Genomic DNA, 15,991 nt, shown 5'->3' with positions numbered 1-15,991 from the left:
TTTGTATATAATTGCAAAATATCTCATTTTGAGATAAACTTAAGTTTAGTAGTGGTGATTAATTATTATGCACATAATAACAAAAAGAAGAATTGAAGAAGCAAGTGTCTTGCATCCTGAATGTGCGACTGCTTTGCTTGGCTGGCATAAAATTGTGAAAAACAACGAGTTCAAAAGTTATGCTGATTTAAAAGCATCTTTTAATAGTGTTGATAAAGTTGGAGATCTGTATGTCTTTGATATTGGGGGGAACAAGCTGAGACTCATAGCAAGCATCCATTTTAATCGAAAGAAATTATATATTCGCCACATTTTAACCCATAAAGAATATGATAAGGGCGACTGGAGGAAATGAATATGACTGCTTTAGCACATAATGATTTTATACAAGACACTATTCAATGCTGGAAAAAAATTTCTCCTGTTATTCATGAGCCTCAAAATACTGATGATTATGAAAAATTATCTAGCTTACTTGATAACCTTCTTGATGTTGTTGGAGAAGATGAATCTCATGAGCTCATGGGGCTTATAGATGTGATAAGTCATATGATCTCTGTTTATGATGATGAGCACTATCAGTTCTTAGAAGGAGGAACTGGTATTGATGCTTTGAAATTCTTGATGGAACAACATGATTTAAATCAAAATGATTTGAAAAATGAAATTGGAAGTCAGGGAGTTGTTTCGGAGATTTTAAATGGTAAGCGTCAATTGAATGTTACACAGATAAGAAAACTTTCCAAGCGGTTTAAAGTATCCCCTGCAACTTTTATTGATTAGTTACCTACGAGAATTATTGTATCTGCAAATTAAGTACACAGAAATACTATACAAATATAGTATTTTTGTGTACTTAAGCACGTTTCATGTTAACAAAATACGATTTTTTTAACATGAGGTGATAGACGTGTTAAATATTTTGGATTTTCTTAACATGACATTAAAATATGGTAGAGCTCTATGCTCAAAGCTCTATGAATTAAATCCTTATGCCAATTAATTTATCATTTAATACAGCTAGCAATAAACTTACTAAAAGGAATAATATTCTGATGAACACTAGCTTGCTCTAGCGCTTCCATATATTCGTTTCTTCTCTCCACAGGAATAATAGTCCATGGATAATGGCCACTCGCTAGCATAACATTCATCAGAAAACGTCCAATTCTGCCATTACCATCTGAATAAGGGTGGATATAAACAAAAAAGAAATGCCCGAGAACCACTCTAACGGCAGGTTCTTTTTCCTGGGTTATTAACTGAAAAAATTCTTCCATTAGTTCACTAACAATTTGCCAACGTGGAGGAATATGTTTTGATTGACGTATAAATACAGGGCTTCGTCTATATCCTGCCAGATCAGTTGGTTTTAAAAGACCTACAGCAACGCTAGGTTGAAATAATTCTCTATACCAATCCCCATGTTCTTTTTGTATTATTTTTCCGGGGTTGTCTCCATTCAATATTTCCATAAGGCTCTTTTTTACTGCTTGGAATGCTTGCCAGTATCCACGGGCAGCTAATGCACTACGGTGATTTCGATCTTGTTCTGTAGCATCGGGATTCCATTGTCCAGAACGAACTTTTTCAATTAAGTCAGGGCTTACTTGATAACCTTCAATAGATAGAGAATGGTAAGCGTCTGAGATGTAATTTTCGTCAACTTGTTCTAGATATCCTTTTATATCAATTGTCGTAGGATGGGGTTTAGGGAAGTTCTCTCGAACTATATCGCGCATATCATGCCACATAACTTCTAAACGACTGCGATAGGCTGGTTTATAAGTTGCGGAAAAATCTATCGGTGTATTTGTTAAAAATGGATCTTCTTCCCGTATTTGATAACCGGCACTCTCCATGGTTTTTTTGATCTCTTCTGCCACGTGAGATTTGCCGATATTTTGAAGTGCACCACAAATCCTTCCTGCTATCCAAGAATGTCCTTCCTCTAATAGATAATGCAGAAAATCAGACGCACTATTAAACATTGATAAAACTGAGCGTGCTTCAGTAGGATATTGAGAAAAAATTTAGGTGAACAATAGAGCAATGCTGGCACTATTGCATATACTCGCATGTCCTGCTTAATCTCTATATCCTGGGCAGCAGGCATTTTGTATTGTACTGAAAATAAGGCCGTATTATGAGGCAACTCCATATTACGATTTGTTCCATTGGGGCTGCGTATCATGAGTTGTTTAGGCACAGTCCAATTTTCTGAATGAAGAAGTAAAGATTGTTCTGGGGAAAGGCACCATTTGTCACCAAATCGTTCATTTAAATAGGAAGCACAAAAACTCCAGAAAGAAGCATACCAAGCCGTACTTTCGCCTTTTTGTTCATCAGGTTTTATAGGTACATACCAACCTTTTACAACCTCTTCTAAAAATGCATTTTCTACAAGTCGCTCCCTATGAGTACGACTTATATCTTTTGATTGGATAGCGTACTTACCTTGCTTTTGTAGATTGTGTAAAACTTCTAGTGACTGCGCTAGCTTTTCTGAAGGTTTCATAATATTTCAATTTATAGTTTCATGTAGAAATTATAGTATATCATGTTGTGGAAATCATAGTATATTATGTTGTTAAGATTATAGTTTATTCGGTTGTTGAAATTATAGTTTATTGCGTCATGATTTTTGTAAAGATAGTAAAAATAATTATTAAACATACGGTTACATTCGTCTAATATGGAATATAACCTCGTCTAAATTGGAATATAAGAGAATTAAAAACCCACTTGGCTTTTAACGATGAAAAAGGTGGGACGAAGGGGACAAGTGGGTCACCCGCGTCATTGCTGGGCTATTGCCGTCCCCAACTTAATTTGCTTGTGTGGGGCGTAGGGGACATTCGTTGATTTTATAGCCATTAGGTATTTTCTGAAAAAAAATATGAATAGCTAGCCAATTACTTACTAATACAAGTCTAAATTTAATGCTGTCACGTTTTATATTATACTTCGTGACAAATGTAGGGACCAACCGGATGCCAGCATGATTCTAAAAATTGAAACTGAGAGGACTTTGCTCAGACAGATAAAACTTTCTGATTTAGATAATATTGCTGAGTTAAACTCAGATCCTGAAGTTAGGAAGTTTTTTCCAGATGGTACTCAAAATAGGGAACAAACTGCAGAGCGGCTTAAAGAGTTTATATCTTTTTATAAAACAAAAGGACTTCCTGGATTTGTTATATTAGATAAGAAAAGTGGTGAGTTTTTAGGCCGTTGTGGATTTGGCCCTTTGGATACAGGTGAGGTTGAAGTTGGGTATCTAATAGTTAAAAAATTATGGGGAAAAGGATATGCCTCGGAAGTATTAAATGCCTTGCTATCATGGAGCAAAAATAATATTAACAAAGATTATATTCTTGCCTTTGCCCCATTAAATCATAAAGCCTCTCATCGCGTGATGGAAAAAAGCGGCATGGAGTATTACAAAACTGGTTTTGGGCATGGCGTTGAGTGTAAGTTTTATAAAATGCAAAATAAATAGTATCTTGCATTAGTAAGTTATATCCACCATTTATTCAGAAATAGAAAAATGTGAGGGACAAAGGGGACAAGTGGGACATCCTCGTCATTACAGGGCTAGACACGTCCCCATCTTATTTTTCAACCATGGGACGTATGGGACACCTTCATTTTTAAAGAGATTTTCAGTATCAATCAATATCATTTGATAACACCTCTTTTAATTCGAGCTTTTTTTCTTGACAGAGTTTTAGCAAACCAGCAATACTCTGGTCGAGCTTGAAGTTAAAGCCAGACCTGCTAACCATTCCTAATGGGCAGGAAATAGTCGCAAGCATCGCTCAATTGTTTAATACAGTGTGCTGTGTTTGTTAAATAATATTAATCAAAGGATTGCATAATGAAAAATACATTAAAAAGTCAGCTCTATGCTGAATGTATTATGAAACGGAGGTTTCCATGTCTTCACCAAAAACATCTCGGTTACACCTATTAAATGAATTTGAATTAGCCCCTCAATCAGCTCTTTTCAATCAACACACCATTGCCGCAGTTCTAAGTTGTTCTACTCACTTGCTTGAACGTAATCGTTGGGCGGGTGGAGGTATCCCATACATCAAAATTGGTCGTAAAGTTCTATATCGCAAAAGCGATGTTCTCGAATATATTCAACATAAAATTTATAGCTCAACAAGTCAACAAAGCTATTCATAGCACACATCAACTTGTCTGGAATTAAATATCAGCAAAGGTTGCCTTGTGTTGTCTTTGCAAGCATATGTTGGAGAATATTATGAGCAACAATCAAATCATCGCTTTTGATGCAAAAGTCAAACAAGCAGACCATCAATCGCAAATAACCTACTGTGACTATGCCGGTGGCAAGTTTCAGATAAACAATCAGGGCGTATTTTATTTGGGTATAGATAAAGATGGCAATGAACTTGCACCACGGTGGATCTGTTCGCCACTGTACGTAACTGCAAAAACGCGTGATGCGCATAATGGCGAATGGGGTCGCTTATTAGAATGGCAGGATGATGATGGTATAACACACCAATGGGCAATGCCACTGGCCTTATTGCAAGGGGATGCCTCAGAAGTACGGCGTGAGTTAGTTCGATTAGGTTTAACCATTTCGCCAGGCCATCATGCACGGGATTTATTAACATCTTACGTGCAAGTCTTTCCAGTAGAAGCGCGAGCACGTTGTGTAGATAAGCTGGGTTGGCATAACAAAGTATTTGTTACACCTAAGCAAGCTATTGGTCAATCGGGAGAAAAAATCGTTTTTCAAAATACTAATGCCATTGAATCATCACTATCAACCTCAGGGAGTGCTGAAGAATGGAAAAACTCTATAGGGAAGCTTGCCATAGGTAATTCAAGACTGGTTTTTGCTATTGCCAGTGCCTTTGCTCCAACCATTGCACGACTTGCTGGTGAAGACTCTGGTGGTTTTCATTTTCGGGGTGCTTCATCTTCTGGCAAAAGCACGGCACTGAATGTGGCTGCATCGGTATGGGGTAAACCTAATTCATATATACGCTTATGGCGTGCCACTGCTAATGGCTTAGAGGGATTGGCAGCAATGCATAACGATGGTTTATTGATTCTTGATGAGCTTAGTCAGCTCGATCCTCGTGAGGCGGGTGAAGCGGCTTATCTGCTTGCAAATGGCCAAGGTAAAAATAGAGCTTCAAAGTTAGGTATGATCAAAGCAGCGAATAAATGGGCTTTGATATTTCTATCAGCAGGTGAAGAGTCTCTTGCTACCTTAATGGCACGAATTGGCCAGCGTTGTAATGCAGGGCAAGAAATTCGCTTAGCGGATATTGAAGCGGATGCTGGTTGCGGCATGGGACTATTTGAAACCTTACATCAACAACTAAGCCCAGCCAGCCTTGCACTAACGCTTAAGAACTATTCAAGCAAATATTATGGGGCAGTGGGTGAAGCATGGCTACAGTTTGTGGTCACAAACCAAGATGTTCTTGCTCGGTTTCTTAACCAAGGGATTCAGCAGTTTGTCGATACGGTTATTGATTCGGATGTAACCGGTCAAGTCATCCGCGTTGCCAGACGTTTTGCTTTGGTGGGTGCGGCGGGTGAGCTTGCTACTCAATTTAATCTGACCGGTTGGCAGAAAGGTGAATCCTACGCCGCAGCAAAGAAATGCTTTAATGCATGGTTGCTTGCCTTTGGGGATAAGGGTAATCGAGAAGACCGCGCCATTAAAGCGCAGGTAAGGGCATTTTTTGAGCTACATGGTGCCAGCCGGTTTGATAACGCTAACGCTCCTAATAATGAGAAAGTAGTTAATCGAGCAGGCTTTTATAGAACTGATGATGAAGGTTTTCGCCGCTTTACGGTATTGACTGAAGTGTATAAAAATGAGCTTTGTCAGGGCTTTGATCAACGAACAGTAACCAAAATATTATTAGAGTGCGGTTGGCTGATTCCAACCAATGACGGTAAGGCATCCCACAAGCCAAGAATCAAAGGGGTAGGTACGCCACGGTTGTACGTCTTCTCTAAAAAAGTACTGGATGCTGAATAGTTAATTATTTGGGCACTTTTGGGGAGGATTTTATGTTTTATACATTGAGCACCGCAGGTGCGAATAAGCTAAGTGAATTAGCCAAACTGCTTGCAGGTTAGCTAACTTCACCTATCTTGCCCTGTATTTTGAAATTTATTTTAGAACCGTCTTTGGGGAATTATTCGTAATTGTTCGTTATATAACGATTAATGACGAAAATAATCATGAATAAACAGAAATAAACAATAAATTACCGAAAGTTACCAAAAAGGGCTTTGCCAGTGACTGAAAGGGTCGAAAATAAATAGCAATAAACAATAACCTCAAAGGATTGGATAAACAGTATTATGGAGAGTTAACCATGAAAAAATCCTTAACAGAAAACATAGTGACTTGTAAACAAAGAACGAACGCTAGGAAACATAAAGTGGAATTCCTTGCTATGCGCGAAGATATTTCTGAAGCTTTGGAAAAAGGATGGTCGATTACTGTCATATGGGAAACGCTCAGGGATGAAGGAAGATTCACCGCAACTTACAATACTTTCAGGTTATATGTATTGAAATACCTGAATGGCCAGAAGCCTGGATATTCGACAAAGGAATCTGTTGCAGTTCAAACTGAGAAGCTTGTAGAGAATCAATTTAGTAAGAAAAAGGATATCTCCAAACCCTCATTTACATATAATCCTATCCCCAATATAAAAGAGTTATTGTGATCGCTTTGTCTTGTATAACAAGAGCCGGGCTTTGTTAATCTACCGAAATAATCATTTGTCCCTTGTGCCCCATCTTCAATTTATTAGTTGGGGACGCTTTTATCCTTTATTTATGCGCGTGTCCCAGTTGTCCCGATTATCCCAGGTATTTTTGTATATCCACAAAGTAAATTACTTTTTTGCTTAGGGAGATAGTGTAATTTGCCCGTTTGCAAGTAAACAAACTACACGTGGCGCAGCGTTAGGATAGTCTAGAATAAATATCAGAGAGTACAAAAATTTAGAGGGAGTTGTTTTTTATGGTTAAGAATAAAGGAATAAAACCTATATTAGAGTTATCGGCGGCCCAAGCTAAAAAATATTTCTTGAAAGAAGAAAGCTACTGTAATTTTGATCTGCCAACTTATTTCAAATTTGAAGGATTGTTAAAAGAGATTGAAAAAAAACTTGGTGAAAAAAATTATCCAATTTTTATAATGGTAGTAAACCGAACAGACCAAGAGATTTCGAAAATGTTAATCATAGCATTCTAAACAATAAAGACGGGAAATATGCTTGGAGACCATTTCAGCTTATTCATCCAGTAATATATGTTTATTTAGTTAATACCATCACAGCTGAAAATAATTGGAATCATATTCAAGATCTATTTAAAAAATTTAAGTCTAATAAAAAAATCAGCTGCTTTAGTATGCCTCTTAAGTCAGCTTTAAATACTTCTGATAAAGCAGAGCAAATAAAAAATTGGTGGAACTCTATTGAGCAAAAATCATTGGAATTGGCTTTGAGTTACCAGTATATAATCAAAACAGATATTACGGATTGTTATAGCTCCTTTTATACTCATTCTATAGCTTGGGCTCTACATGGAAAAAAACATGCAAAAGCTAAAAAGGGAGATGAAGCGCTAATCGGGAATGCAATAGATTTAATTCTGCAAGATATGCATCATGGACAAACAAATGGTATACCTCAAGGCTCAACATTGATGGATTTTATTGCTGAAATTGTTTTAGGATATGCTGATTCTCTTTTAAGTGAGCGACTGGAGAGTGAGGGGCAAAATAATAATTATCTCGATGACTATTATATTCTGAGATATAGGGATGACTATAGTATATTTGTTAACAATCCGATTGCAGGTGAAATAATAATCAAGATTTTATGTGAAATTCTCTCAACATTAGGATTAAAATTGCACCCAGAAAAAACATCGGTGAGTAACGATATTATTAAAGAATCTCTTAAAAAAGATAAACTATATTGGCTTAATCAAAAACAAAGTAATAGTGATATTCAAAAGCACCTATTAATTATTCATACTTTAGCTAGACTACACCCTAATTCGGGTAGCCTAATAACAGCACTAACCTCTTTTTATCATAAAGTCATCAGTCAAAATAAGGCCATCAATCATGTTGAACCATTATTGGGGATTATAGTTGATATTGCTCAAAAGAACCCCAGAGCATATCCTAACTGTGCCGCTATTATCAGTTTTTTGATATCAAAAATTAAATCTAAAAAAAAGAAAATAGAGCTAATAGACAAGATTCATCATAAATTTCATATGATTCCAAATACAGGCCATCTCGAAATTTGGCTTCAAAGAATTTCTCTGCAGCTAGGTAAAAAATTTACTTATAATGAAAAGCTCTGCAACAAAGTAACCAACAAAAGCATACATCTGTGGGAGTCGAGTTGGTTAAATAATGGACTAATTAATCTAATAAATAATTTTAATATAATCGACAATGAAGTGTTAGAAAGTCTTCCTGAGATTATTGAAGCTCAAGAAGTCGATTTATTTTATACTAAGAGTCTTTATTATTAGCATATGATTATAAGAGTTAAATGCAACAACAAACAGCCAAGTCTATTGTATGCACGATAATTCTTTTTGTAGACGATAGAACCCTGCTAACTTGATCAATTATTTGTTATTGCTAATCACTATTTGATTTTTAATATGCTCACAAAGTACCAAGATTTCTTTGGCTTTTACATAGTATCCTAAATGTATCATTTGGTTAAAAGAGGCAACAGGAACTAGATTTGCTGTTGGTATTTCCTTAATTTCAATTTTTCCTGATTGAGTGAGGTAAGGCCCTGAAAATAACAACCCTAATAAAATGTTTTTATTAGCACCAATATGATAGGTGCCATTTTTATCATGAAATCCTTGCATACAAATTAAAACAGGGGATCCTGATGAACCAGGAAAACAAGCCATATCAATAATACCTTCGCTCTTTCCATTAAAATCTAATGATGGATGTGATGCTGTTATGCCATTTCTAACAATAGGAAAATTATTGACTTCATCCCATAAACCTATTGGATAACCAATCATTAACACTTTATTATCCACATCTGATTCTTCTGCAAGATCATCGTCATTACGTATCAAGGAATCATCAAACGAAATGTTAAAGATTTCCTTACCTAATTTCTCCTTTGCATGATTTCTTATTGGAACAAATAATAAAGCACCGAGATCAACTTCCTCTTTAGGATGAGGTATCCAGAGATTTGCATAATCTTCAACAGTTATAGAAAAAAATTGATTTGTTGGTTCAAATTTTTTGTCATTAGTAACTGCTTCGTGAAAATAAAAAGATAATTTCTTATTGCCATTAATAACATGTTTATTTGTTAATATTAGTTGTATTTGTTTGTCTTGATCTAATTGGATATGAAAGAAAAAACCTGTACCTGTTCCGTTATCTCCAGAAATTCGTACTGTGCTATAAAGTAATTGTTCTGCAACTGTTCGTGGTTGAATTATTCTCATAATAATGCTCATCGTAGCTCTTTCAGTGGGCAGGCATGCTTAAATTAAATAAAACTTGTTTGCAATTTTTTTTGATTAATCTTCAAATGATAAAATATTATCAGATAGTGCTTCAGTGATTAAGGCGTCCATTTCGTCAAAATTTAGATCTCCAACATCGATATCAAATGGAAATCTCCATAATTGACTATTAGTTTGTCGATATTTGCTAATAGTATGCTTAATTGTTTGTTCATCTAAATTAGCATAGTTAGATAGCCAGGTACTAAATAGTATTTCAGTTGGAAATATGTAGTCTTTATCTTGTCTACGTTTTCGCGGAGTATCGTTGTGTCTTAAATCGCTGATGAATAGTTCTTCTTCAGTCGGTATATCATCTTCCCAGCGATGTTGTTCATATTGGATATTCATGAGTGCATCATTGATATGCGCCTGCACTGAACGATCACCTCGTGGAACAAATGCATATTCTTGGTGATTTTCTAAGAATGACTTCATACTGGTTGTTAATAGCGTTTCATCTTGTCCGCCCATATTAATAACAGCAACAATATGGAGACTAAATCGGTCATGAAATTGTTCAAGGAAGTGTTGAATGTTTCCCTTTTTTAATCCCCAAAAAATCATACAGAAACGTGAATCGGTATCCATTGTTAGTAAGACATTTCTGTGACCAAATTTTTTAACATGTACCATCCAGTGCCACTGTTGGTGGTCATGCAAGACAGGTTCTTCAGCAAGCTCACTCTGTGGCGTTGGTGACATAGGAGATAGTTTGTTACCTTTACGGATAGTTGTGAAAAAATCTGAAGCAGCTTTAGTACAGTTGAAAATTAACATGGGAAAGTACTTTTATTGATTTGGGTTTGAGATTAACAAATAGTAATGTCTACTTAATTTTTTGTCTACATTACGTCTACATGACTTTTTTAAACTATCTACAATTACTTGTAACTACTTGATTTTATTGGTGGGCCCACTAGGACTTGAACCTAGGACCAACGGATTATGAGCCCCCAGCCTTAAAATTAACTCGTTGATTTTAAAAAAATAATCTGTCGCGAGATACCACTACAAATGTCGTACAGAGTATAACAGTGTCGTACTCAAACACGCAAATCTCACGCAAAGATAAATTGGTTGAATCAAACGATTCAAAATTATTTTTATTGATTGGCCTATCAAGATCACTTGATCAAATTGAATAATTCTACTATTCTAGAAGTATGGACATAAAAGAATCTCTAAAAATATTTGATACTCTTTCGCAAGAAACCCGTTTGCAAGTATTTCGATTACTTGTTCAGGCGGGGCCTGAAGGCTTATCAGCAAGCGCAATTGGCGATGAATTAGGTATCCTACACAATACCTTGTCATTTCATTTAAGCCATTTGTCTAATGCTGGGATTGTAGCTTCTTGCCGTAAAGGGCGTTATGTTTTTTATTCAGCTAATTTTGAGCTAATGCGCGATTTTATCGCGTTCATGATTCAGGATTGCTGTAGTAAACAACAAGTCAAAATTCAACAGCCTGATACAACAAATTGCCTGGTTATTGAATTAAATAGTTGCTGTCCTTCTACAAAGGAGTAAATCATGAAACGTTTTCATATTCATATTGGCGTTAATAACCTTGCTGATAGCATCAGTTTCTATAATGCCCTGTTTGGAACCGAGCCTACAAAAGTAAAATCAGATTATGCCAAATGGATGTTGGAAGATCCGCGCATCAATTTTGCAATTTCAACACGTGCTGGCAAGCATGGGGTAGAGCACTTGGGTATTCAAGTAGATGATGCTGATGAGTTAGAGACATTAAGAAAACAATTTTCAGAGGCTAATATTTCAACTCATAGCGATGGTGAAACAACCTGTTGTTATGCTAAATCAGAAAAATCTTGGATCAATGATCCAAGTGGAATTGCATGGGAGGCTTATCATACTATGGAGGATGCCCAATTTTTTTCTGGTGGAAAAGCAACAGAAGGTTCTTGTTGTATGCCAGAAAAAACCACAAAAACCTCTTGTTGTGATACAAAAACAACAGGATGTTGTGGCTGATGAATACCAAGCCGATGAGATTATTATTTCTTTGTACTGGTAATTCCTGTCGGTCTATTATGGCTGAGGCTATAACCAATCATTACTCTAATGGACGCTATCTGGCCTTTAGCGCAGGCAGCGTCCCAACTGGAAGGGTACATCCCAAAGCAATTGAAATGCTTGCCAATCATGGTATAAAGCCAAATGCTCCACGTAGCAAATCTTGGAATGAATTTAAGTCAGAGTCTATTGATTTAGTGATTACAGTATGTGATCAGGCGGCTCACGAAAGTTGCCCCATTTTTCCGGGACATCCCAAGAAACTCCACTGGAGTATCCCAGATCCAGCTAAAGTAAAAGGTTCTGAAATGCAAATAAATACCGCATTTGAAGATGTATTTATTCAACTTAAACAATGGATAGAAAAGGAGCTGTTGGCATGAGCACGTGCAGCACCAAGCGTCTTTCTTTTTTAGATAGATATTTAACTTTCTGGATTTTCCTGACCATGGCCACAGGTGTTGGAATCGGATCGCTTTTTGCTGGAACACCACAATTTATCAACTCATTATCTATTGGCTCAACTAATATCCCTATTGCACTTGGGTTGATTTTAATGATGTACCCTCCCTTGGCTCGGGTTAAATATGAAGAGTTACCGCTGATATTTAAAGATTGGCGCATCTTGTTGTTGTCTTTAATCCAAAATTGGCTTATTGGTCCATTTCTCATGTTTGGGCTTGCTGTTTTATTCTTGCATGGTTATCCCGAATACATGACTGGACTTATTCTTATTGGTTTGGCACGATGCATCGCGATGGTGATTGTCTGGAATCAGCTTGCTGAAGGCGATAATCAGTATGTTGCAGCTTTAGTAGCCTTTAACAGCATTTTTCAATTGTTGTTTTTTAGTATCTATGCCTGGTTCTTTCTCACAGTCTTACCACCTCTGTTAGGTATGGCTGGGCAAATAGTTCACATCGATTTTATGACAATTGCGGAAAGTGTCTTTATTTATCTTGGGATTCCCTTTTTTGCTGGATTTCTAACCCGCTTTGTATTGATAAAGAAAAAAGGGTTGTCTTGGTATGAAACTCATTTTTTACCAAAAATTTCTCCTATTACCCTGATTGCTCTGCTGTTTACTATTCTAGCGATGTTTTCTTTAAAAGGCGCAATAGTTCTACTACTTCCATTTGATGTGATTCGCATTGCCATTCCATTAACGATTTATTTTATTGTTATGTTTTTTGTTAGTTTTACAATGGGCAAACTTATCGGGGCTAACTATGAAAAAACAACAGCTGCGTCTTTTACAGCAGCAAGTAATAATTTTGAATTGGCTATTGCGGTAGCAATTGCGACTTTCGGACTTAATTCCGCTATTGCTTTTACGACTGTCATTGGACCTCTTGTTGAAGTACCAGTGCTTATTTTGCTAGTCAATGTTGCATTTTGGTTGAGGAAACGTTTGTTTTCGTAAAAATCAATTTACAGTATAATGCTTTTGGTGGAATATTGGCATTTTCCTATCCAGTGCATAGTCATAATCAATTTGTAGACGTAACTCAATTTTGGTGATTGCCAATGCTGATAATCAATTTTTGATGATTTTGTCGTCGGACTCTGTTTTTTGTATTACATCGATTTCTCGTTTGATCTCTTTTTTAAGCTCTTCTTCTGAAGGTAAATGTAATTGATATCTGCTAGCAAAGATTTGTTTTGCTTTTTCGCCAAGTAAATACTTAGCCATTGTTTCACTTTTTTGTGTACATAGGACTAAGCCAATAGTCGGGTTGTCATCTTCTTGTTTTATTTCTGCATCAAAATAATTTACATAAAGTTGCATTTGACCAAGATCGGCATGAGTTAGCTTTCTGGTTTTTAAATCAATAATGACATAACACTTTAAGATGACATGGTAAAAAACTAAGTCAGCGTAATAGTGATCTCCATCAAAAGTTAGTCGCTTTTGTCTTCCAATGTATGAAAAGCCTGTGCCTAATTCTAGCAAAAATTTCTGCAGATTATTGATCAAAGCCTCTTCTAGCTTTGACTCTACCAAACGGTGTGACTCAGGCAAGCCTAAAAATTCAAGAATCAAAGGCTCTTTGATGGCGTCCTCAGGTTTATTTATTTCTTGCCCATCTCGAGATAAGGCTAATAATCCCTCTTTATCTTTACTTTTAGCTAGGCGATCAAATAGCAGGCTGTTAATTTGTCGCTCTAATTCTCGACCACTCCATGCATTTTTTTCAGCTTCTACTGTATAAAACTGTCTCGCTTCTGGGCGATCAATGCGCATTAATGAGCGATAGTGGATCCAGCCTAGATTAGAGCTTAGTGATAAGTCATTAGAAGATTTACCACGCACTGCGTGGTGAATTTCAATGTCAGGATAAACAAGATAGAACTGTCTGATATCTCGGAGTGTACTAACACTAAATCCTTTACCATATTTTTTTGTTAATCGGTTAGACAGTTCTTGAAGTAATTGGCTTCCATATGCTGCTCTAGCTTGTCCTTCTTGTTCCGCTGTAACAATATCTCTTCCAATATACCAATAGGCTTGCACCATTTCAGAATTAATAGAACGTTGAACACGATTTCTTGCTTCTTCAACATAAGACGTAGCTTTTTCGAATAATCGGTCTATTGCATGATGATCGTTTGTAGAAAGATGGGTATTATTCATGAGACCCTATATTAAGATCACTTTAATGATTAAATCATACCAGAATCAGCAACTGCGTAAAACTGCATTTATGGGACTAAGTGTACTTCTAATAGAAGTGGAGCATGTTCATCAGCAATATCTTTAAAATATCTATGCTATTAATTTTAGTTGATAAAAATGGGAAGCCCCATACTGGGGCTTAATAACAGAAGAGCTTTATCTACAAAACAATAAGAGAATCATACAAGAAGCAGCAAACAATGTGACTGATGATACCAATGCGAACCAGCTGAATTTTTGTGTCTTTTGTGTTAAGGAATGAGCCTCAATCAATGAATCCGAGATCAATTTCCTCATCGCTTGAACCGATTCTCTAGTAGATTCTTGCAGTAACCTAACTATAGCTTCTTTACTACTAGCTAATGCCGCATTGAGAACCTTTTCAGCTTTTTCTTTGGCATCATCTTTCCATTGAGAGGAAATGTCTTCCATTTCCTCTCGGAACTGTACCAGCAAATCCTGTTGGGCTTTTCGATTTTCCTCAACCAGTTGTTCATTCATAGTCTGAAGCATGAGGATGGGATCATCTTTACCCAAAAGAACACCGTGTTTGACGGTGATGTCTTGAACGATTTTATCGAGTTTCCCTGACATTAGATCACCCTGGCGCTATCCAGCTGTCCAAACAGTTGATCGCGAACGATTTTTAAGCGTTGGCGGGTCATAATGCTTTTCTCTGGCGTACCCAAAACTTCATCGAAGGTCAGTTTCTGTTGAAGCATCTCGGTTAGATCCCGGCCATAGGTTTCTTTTTTCAGATCGGGGATTTGAATTAAGGCTGATATTCTGTCCTTGTTATCTCGATAGGCTTTCAGTTGTTCAAATGCTTTGCCTTCATGTTCAATAGCTCCCCAATAGGGATTGAGCCAGACTACAAACTGAGCTTCATTTGCAAACTGGTTAATCAGTTGTGCAAATCCATTAATGGTATCGAATAAAGCCTGGCCTCCGGTGATGACAGTATGAATCACCATTTCATGGCCCAATTCCTGTAATAAAGCTGGAACTTGGTTGCTGATGAGGTAATGAGATAGTGGTACAAAAGAGCTGGCACCGTTGTCAATGACTACATCATTAGTTGCAGAGGCAATTTTTTCAATGAGTGCATCAAAAAGACGGGGGTTAATTTCATCACCACTTATAACTTGAATATGATCAACGTTAAGAGCTTTAAAACCATGAAAGGTGGAGTTGATAGGGTCGGTGTCAATGCAAAGCGGGGCTTGGCCTTTGTGTTGTTTGTATTGAGCTGTGGTTGCTGAAATAAATGATTTGCCGACACCGCCTTTTCCCTGCAGTGTGATATGTATCTTTGCCATTACAAGAGTTCCTCCAAGTTGGGTTTGGGATTAAAAGTAAAGCCCCTAATTTCGGTTTTTTCCTTACTTTTAGCCTTTTCATCATCCTTGGTTTTTTCCTGCATAGATGGCTTTGTTTCTGCAGCAATCAAACGTGCTACATAGCCACAAAAAGTTTTATATGAAAATGAGATTTTGCCTTCCTCAACTAAGGTTTCCCAGACAAGCTTTATAGACCAGCCGTCAGCTAGCGCTGAAGCGATATCATTTTTTAATGCAAGAAATGCGGCTTTATTTACAGATTTAGCAGAGGCTTTTCTTAACATTTGCTTTGCTGCGATTCGTTCGCTGAGGGAGTTTCCCATGTCATACCATCAACT

At 36.8% G+C, this 15,991-nt stretch carries 20 protein-coding genes; 12 read left to right on the top strand and 8 right to left on the bottom strand.

The window, feature by feature from the left end:
* Positions 1-67: 67 nt before the first annotated feature.
* Both EL220_RS14965 and EL220_RS14960 read left to right on the top strand, forming a co-directional pair.
* Positions 68-355 (top strand): type II toxin-antitoxin system HigB family toxin, encoded by a 288-nt coding sequence (locus EL220_RS14965; RefSeq protein WP_027269471.1) that lies wholly within the window; start codon positions 68-70, stop codon positions 353-355.
* Positions 356-357: 2 nt separating this feature from the next.
* Entirely contained in the window at positions 358-783 is a 426-nt protein-coding gene (locus EL220_RS14960; RefSeq protein ID WP_027269472.1) for a helix-turn-helix domain-containing protein, read from the top strand.
* 224 nt (positions 784-1,007) lie between these two features.
* Here the strand turns inward: EL220_RS14960 and EL220_RS18365 are convergent, their stop codons facing one another.
* Positions 1,008-1,991, bottom strand: coding sequence for a Fic family protein (locus EL220_RS18365; protein WP_197720967.1), 984 nt, complete (start codon positions 1,989-1,991; stop codon positions 1,008-1,010).
* A complete protein-coding gene (locus EL220_RS18360) occupies positions 1,952-2,518 on the bottom strand; it encodes a hypothetical protein (RefSeq protein WP_197720966.1) in 567 nt (188 codons plus the stop codon). The genes EL220_RS18365 and EL220_RS18360 overlap by 40 nt, the downstream gene beginning before the upstream one ends.
* Before the next feature lie 483 nt (positions 2,519-3,001).
* Between EL220_RS18360 and EL220_RS14950 the strand changes: the two genes are divergently transcribed.
* The 6 genes from EL220_RS14950 to EL220_RS14930 all read left to right on the top strand — a co-directional run bounded on the left by EL220_RS14950 (position 3,002) and on the right by EL220_RS14930 (position 8,574).
* Positions 3,002-3,502, top strand: coding sequence for a GNAT family N-acetyltransferase (locus EL220_RS14950; protein WP_027269474.1), 501 nt, complete (start codon positions 3,002-3,004; stop codon positions 3,500-3,502).
* Positions 3,503-3,939: 437 nt separating this feature from the next.
* On the top strand, positions 3,940-4,194 hold the full coding sequence (locus tag EL220_RS14945; protein ID WP_027269475.1) for a MerR family transcriptional regulator: 255 nt from the start codon (positions 3,940-3,942) through the stop codon (positions 4,192-4,194).
* Positions 4,195-4,273: 79 nt separating this feature from the next.
* Positions 4,274-6,040, top strand: a complete 1,767-nt coding sequence (locus EL220_RS14940; RefSeq protein WP_027269476.1) for a DUF927 domain-containing protein — start codon at positions 4,274-4,276, stop codon at positions 6,038-6,040.
* 343 nt (positions 6,041-6,383) lie between these two features.
* Positions 6,384-6,740, top strand: a complete 357-nt coding sequence (locus EL220_RS14935; RefSeq protein ID WP_027269477.1) for a TraK family protein — start codon at positions 6,384-6,386, stop codon at positions 6,738-6,740.
* 299 nt (positions 6,741-7,039) lie between these two features.
* On the top strand, positions 7,040-7,273 hold the full coding sequence (locus tag EL220_RS18355) for a hypothetical protein (protein WP_197720965.1): 234 nt from the start codon (positions 7,040-7,042) through the stop codon (positions 7,271-7,273).
* A gap of 239 nt (positions 7,274-7,512) precedes the next feature.
* Positions 7,513-8,574, top strand: coding sequence for an RNA-directed DNA polymerase (locus tag EL220_RS14930; RefSeq protein ID WP_197720964.1), 1,062 nt, complete (start codon positions 7,513-7,515; stop codon positions 8,572-8,574).
* A gap of 99 nt (positions 8,575-8,673) precedes the next feature.
* Here the strand turns inward: EL220_RS14930 and EL220_RS19250 are convergent, their stop codons facing one another.
* Positions 8,674-9,546, bottom strand: a complete 873-nt coding sequence (locus EL220_RS19250) for a S1 family peptidase (RefSeq protein ID WP_051544682.1) — start codon at positions 9,544-9,546, stop codon at positions 8,674-8,676.
* Positions 9,547-9,609: 63 nt separating this feature from the next.
* A complete protein-coding gene (locus EL220_RS14920) occupies positions 9,610-10,374 on the bottom strand; it encodes a DUF6933 domain-containing protein (RefSeq protein WP_027269480.1) in 765 nt (254 codons plus the stop codon).
* 386 nt (positions 10,375-10,760) lie between these two features.
* On the opposite strand from EL220_RS14920, the gene EL220_RS14915 reads away from it, so the two are divergent.
* The 4 genes from EL220_RS14915 to arsB are packed head-to-tail and all read left to right on the top strand — an operon-like array spanning position 10,761 to position 13,059.
* Positions 10,761-11,126 carry an ArsR/SmtB family transcription factor gene (locus EL220_RS14915; protein WP_027269481.1) on the top strand — a complete coding sequence of 122 codons (366 nt, stop codon included), beginning with the start codon at positions 10,761-10,763 and terminating at the stop codon, positions 11,124-11,126.
* Between the two features lie 3 nt (positions 11,127-11,129).
* Positions 11,130-11,594, top strand: a complete 465-nt coding sequence (locus tag EL220_RS14910) for an ArsI/CadI family heavy metal resistance metalloenzyme (protein WP_027269482.1) — start codon at positions 11,130-11,132, stop codon at positions 11,592-11,594.
* Complete coding sequence (locus tag EL220_RS14905; RefSeq protein WP_027269483.1) at positions 11,594-12,019, top strand: arsenate reductase ArsC; 426 nt, start codon at positions 11,594-11,596, stop codon at positions 12,017-12,019. The genes EL220_RS14910 and EL220_RS14905 overlap by 1 nt, the downstream gene beginning before the upstream one ends.
* Positions 12,016-13,059, top strand: coding sequence for an ACR3 family arsenite efflux transporter (arsB, locus tag EL220_RS14900; protein ID WP_027269484.1), 1,044 nt, complete (start codon positions 12,016-12,018; stop codon positions 13,057-13,059). Before EL220_RS14905 ends, arsB begins: the two co-directional genes overlap by 4 nt.
* Positions 13,060-13,173: 114 nt before the next feature.
* On the opposite strand, the gene EL220_RS14895 is transcribed toward arsB, so the two are convergent.
* The 4 genes from EL220_RS14895 to EL220_RS14880 form a co-directional block, all read right to left on the bottom strand.
* Positions 13,174-14,271 (bottom strand): PDDEXK nuclease domain-containing protein, encoded by a 1,098-nt coding sequence (locus EL220_RS14895; RefSeq protein ID WP_051544683.1) that lies wholly within the window; start codon positions 14,269-14,271, stop codon positions 13,174-13,176.
* Positions 14,272-14,469: 198 nt separating this feature from the next.
* Positions 14,470-14,907 carry a conjugal transfer protein TraM gene (locus tag EL220_RS14890; RefSeq protein ID WP_027269486.1) on the bottom strand — a complete coding sequence of 146 codons (438 nt, stop codon included), beginning with the start codon at positions 14,905-14,907 and terminating at the stop codon, positions 14,470-14,472.
* Positions 14,907-15,632: an ArsA-related P-loop ATPase gene (locus tag EL220_RS14885; RefSeq protein ID WP_027269487.1), complete on the bottom strand. Its 726-nt coding sequence runs from the start codon at positions 15,630-15,632 to the stop codon at positions 14,907-14,909. Before EL220_RS14885 ends, EL220_RS14890 begins: the two co-directional genes overlap by 1 nt.
* Positions 15,632-15,976 (bottom strand): TraK family protein, encoded by a 345-nt coding sequence (locus EL220_RS14880; protein ID WP_027269488.1) that lies wholly within the window; start codon positions 15,974-15,976, stop codon positions 15,632-15,634. Before EL220_RS14880 ends, EL220_RS14885 begins: the two co-directional genes overlap by 1 nt.
* Between the last annotated feature and the right edge of the window lie 15 nt (positions 15,977-15,991).

It is taken from the genome of Legionella sainthelensi (assembly GCF_900637685.1).
Lineage (GTDB): Bacteria > Pseudomonadota > Gammaproteobacteria > Legionellales > Legionellaceae > Legionella > Legionella sainthelensi.
The sequence above is the reverse complement of the archived record's forward strand: the minus strand, read 5'-3'. Positions and strand labels throughout refer to the sequence as shown.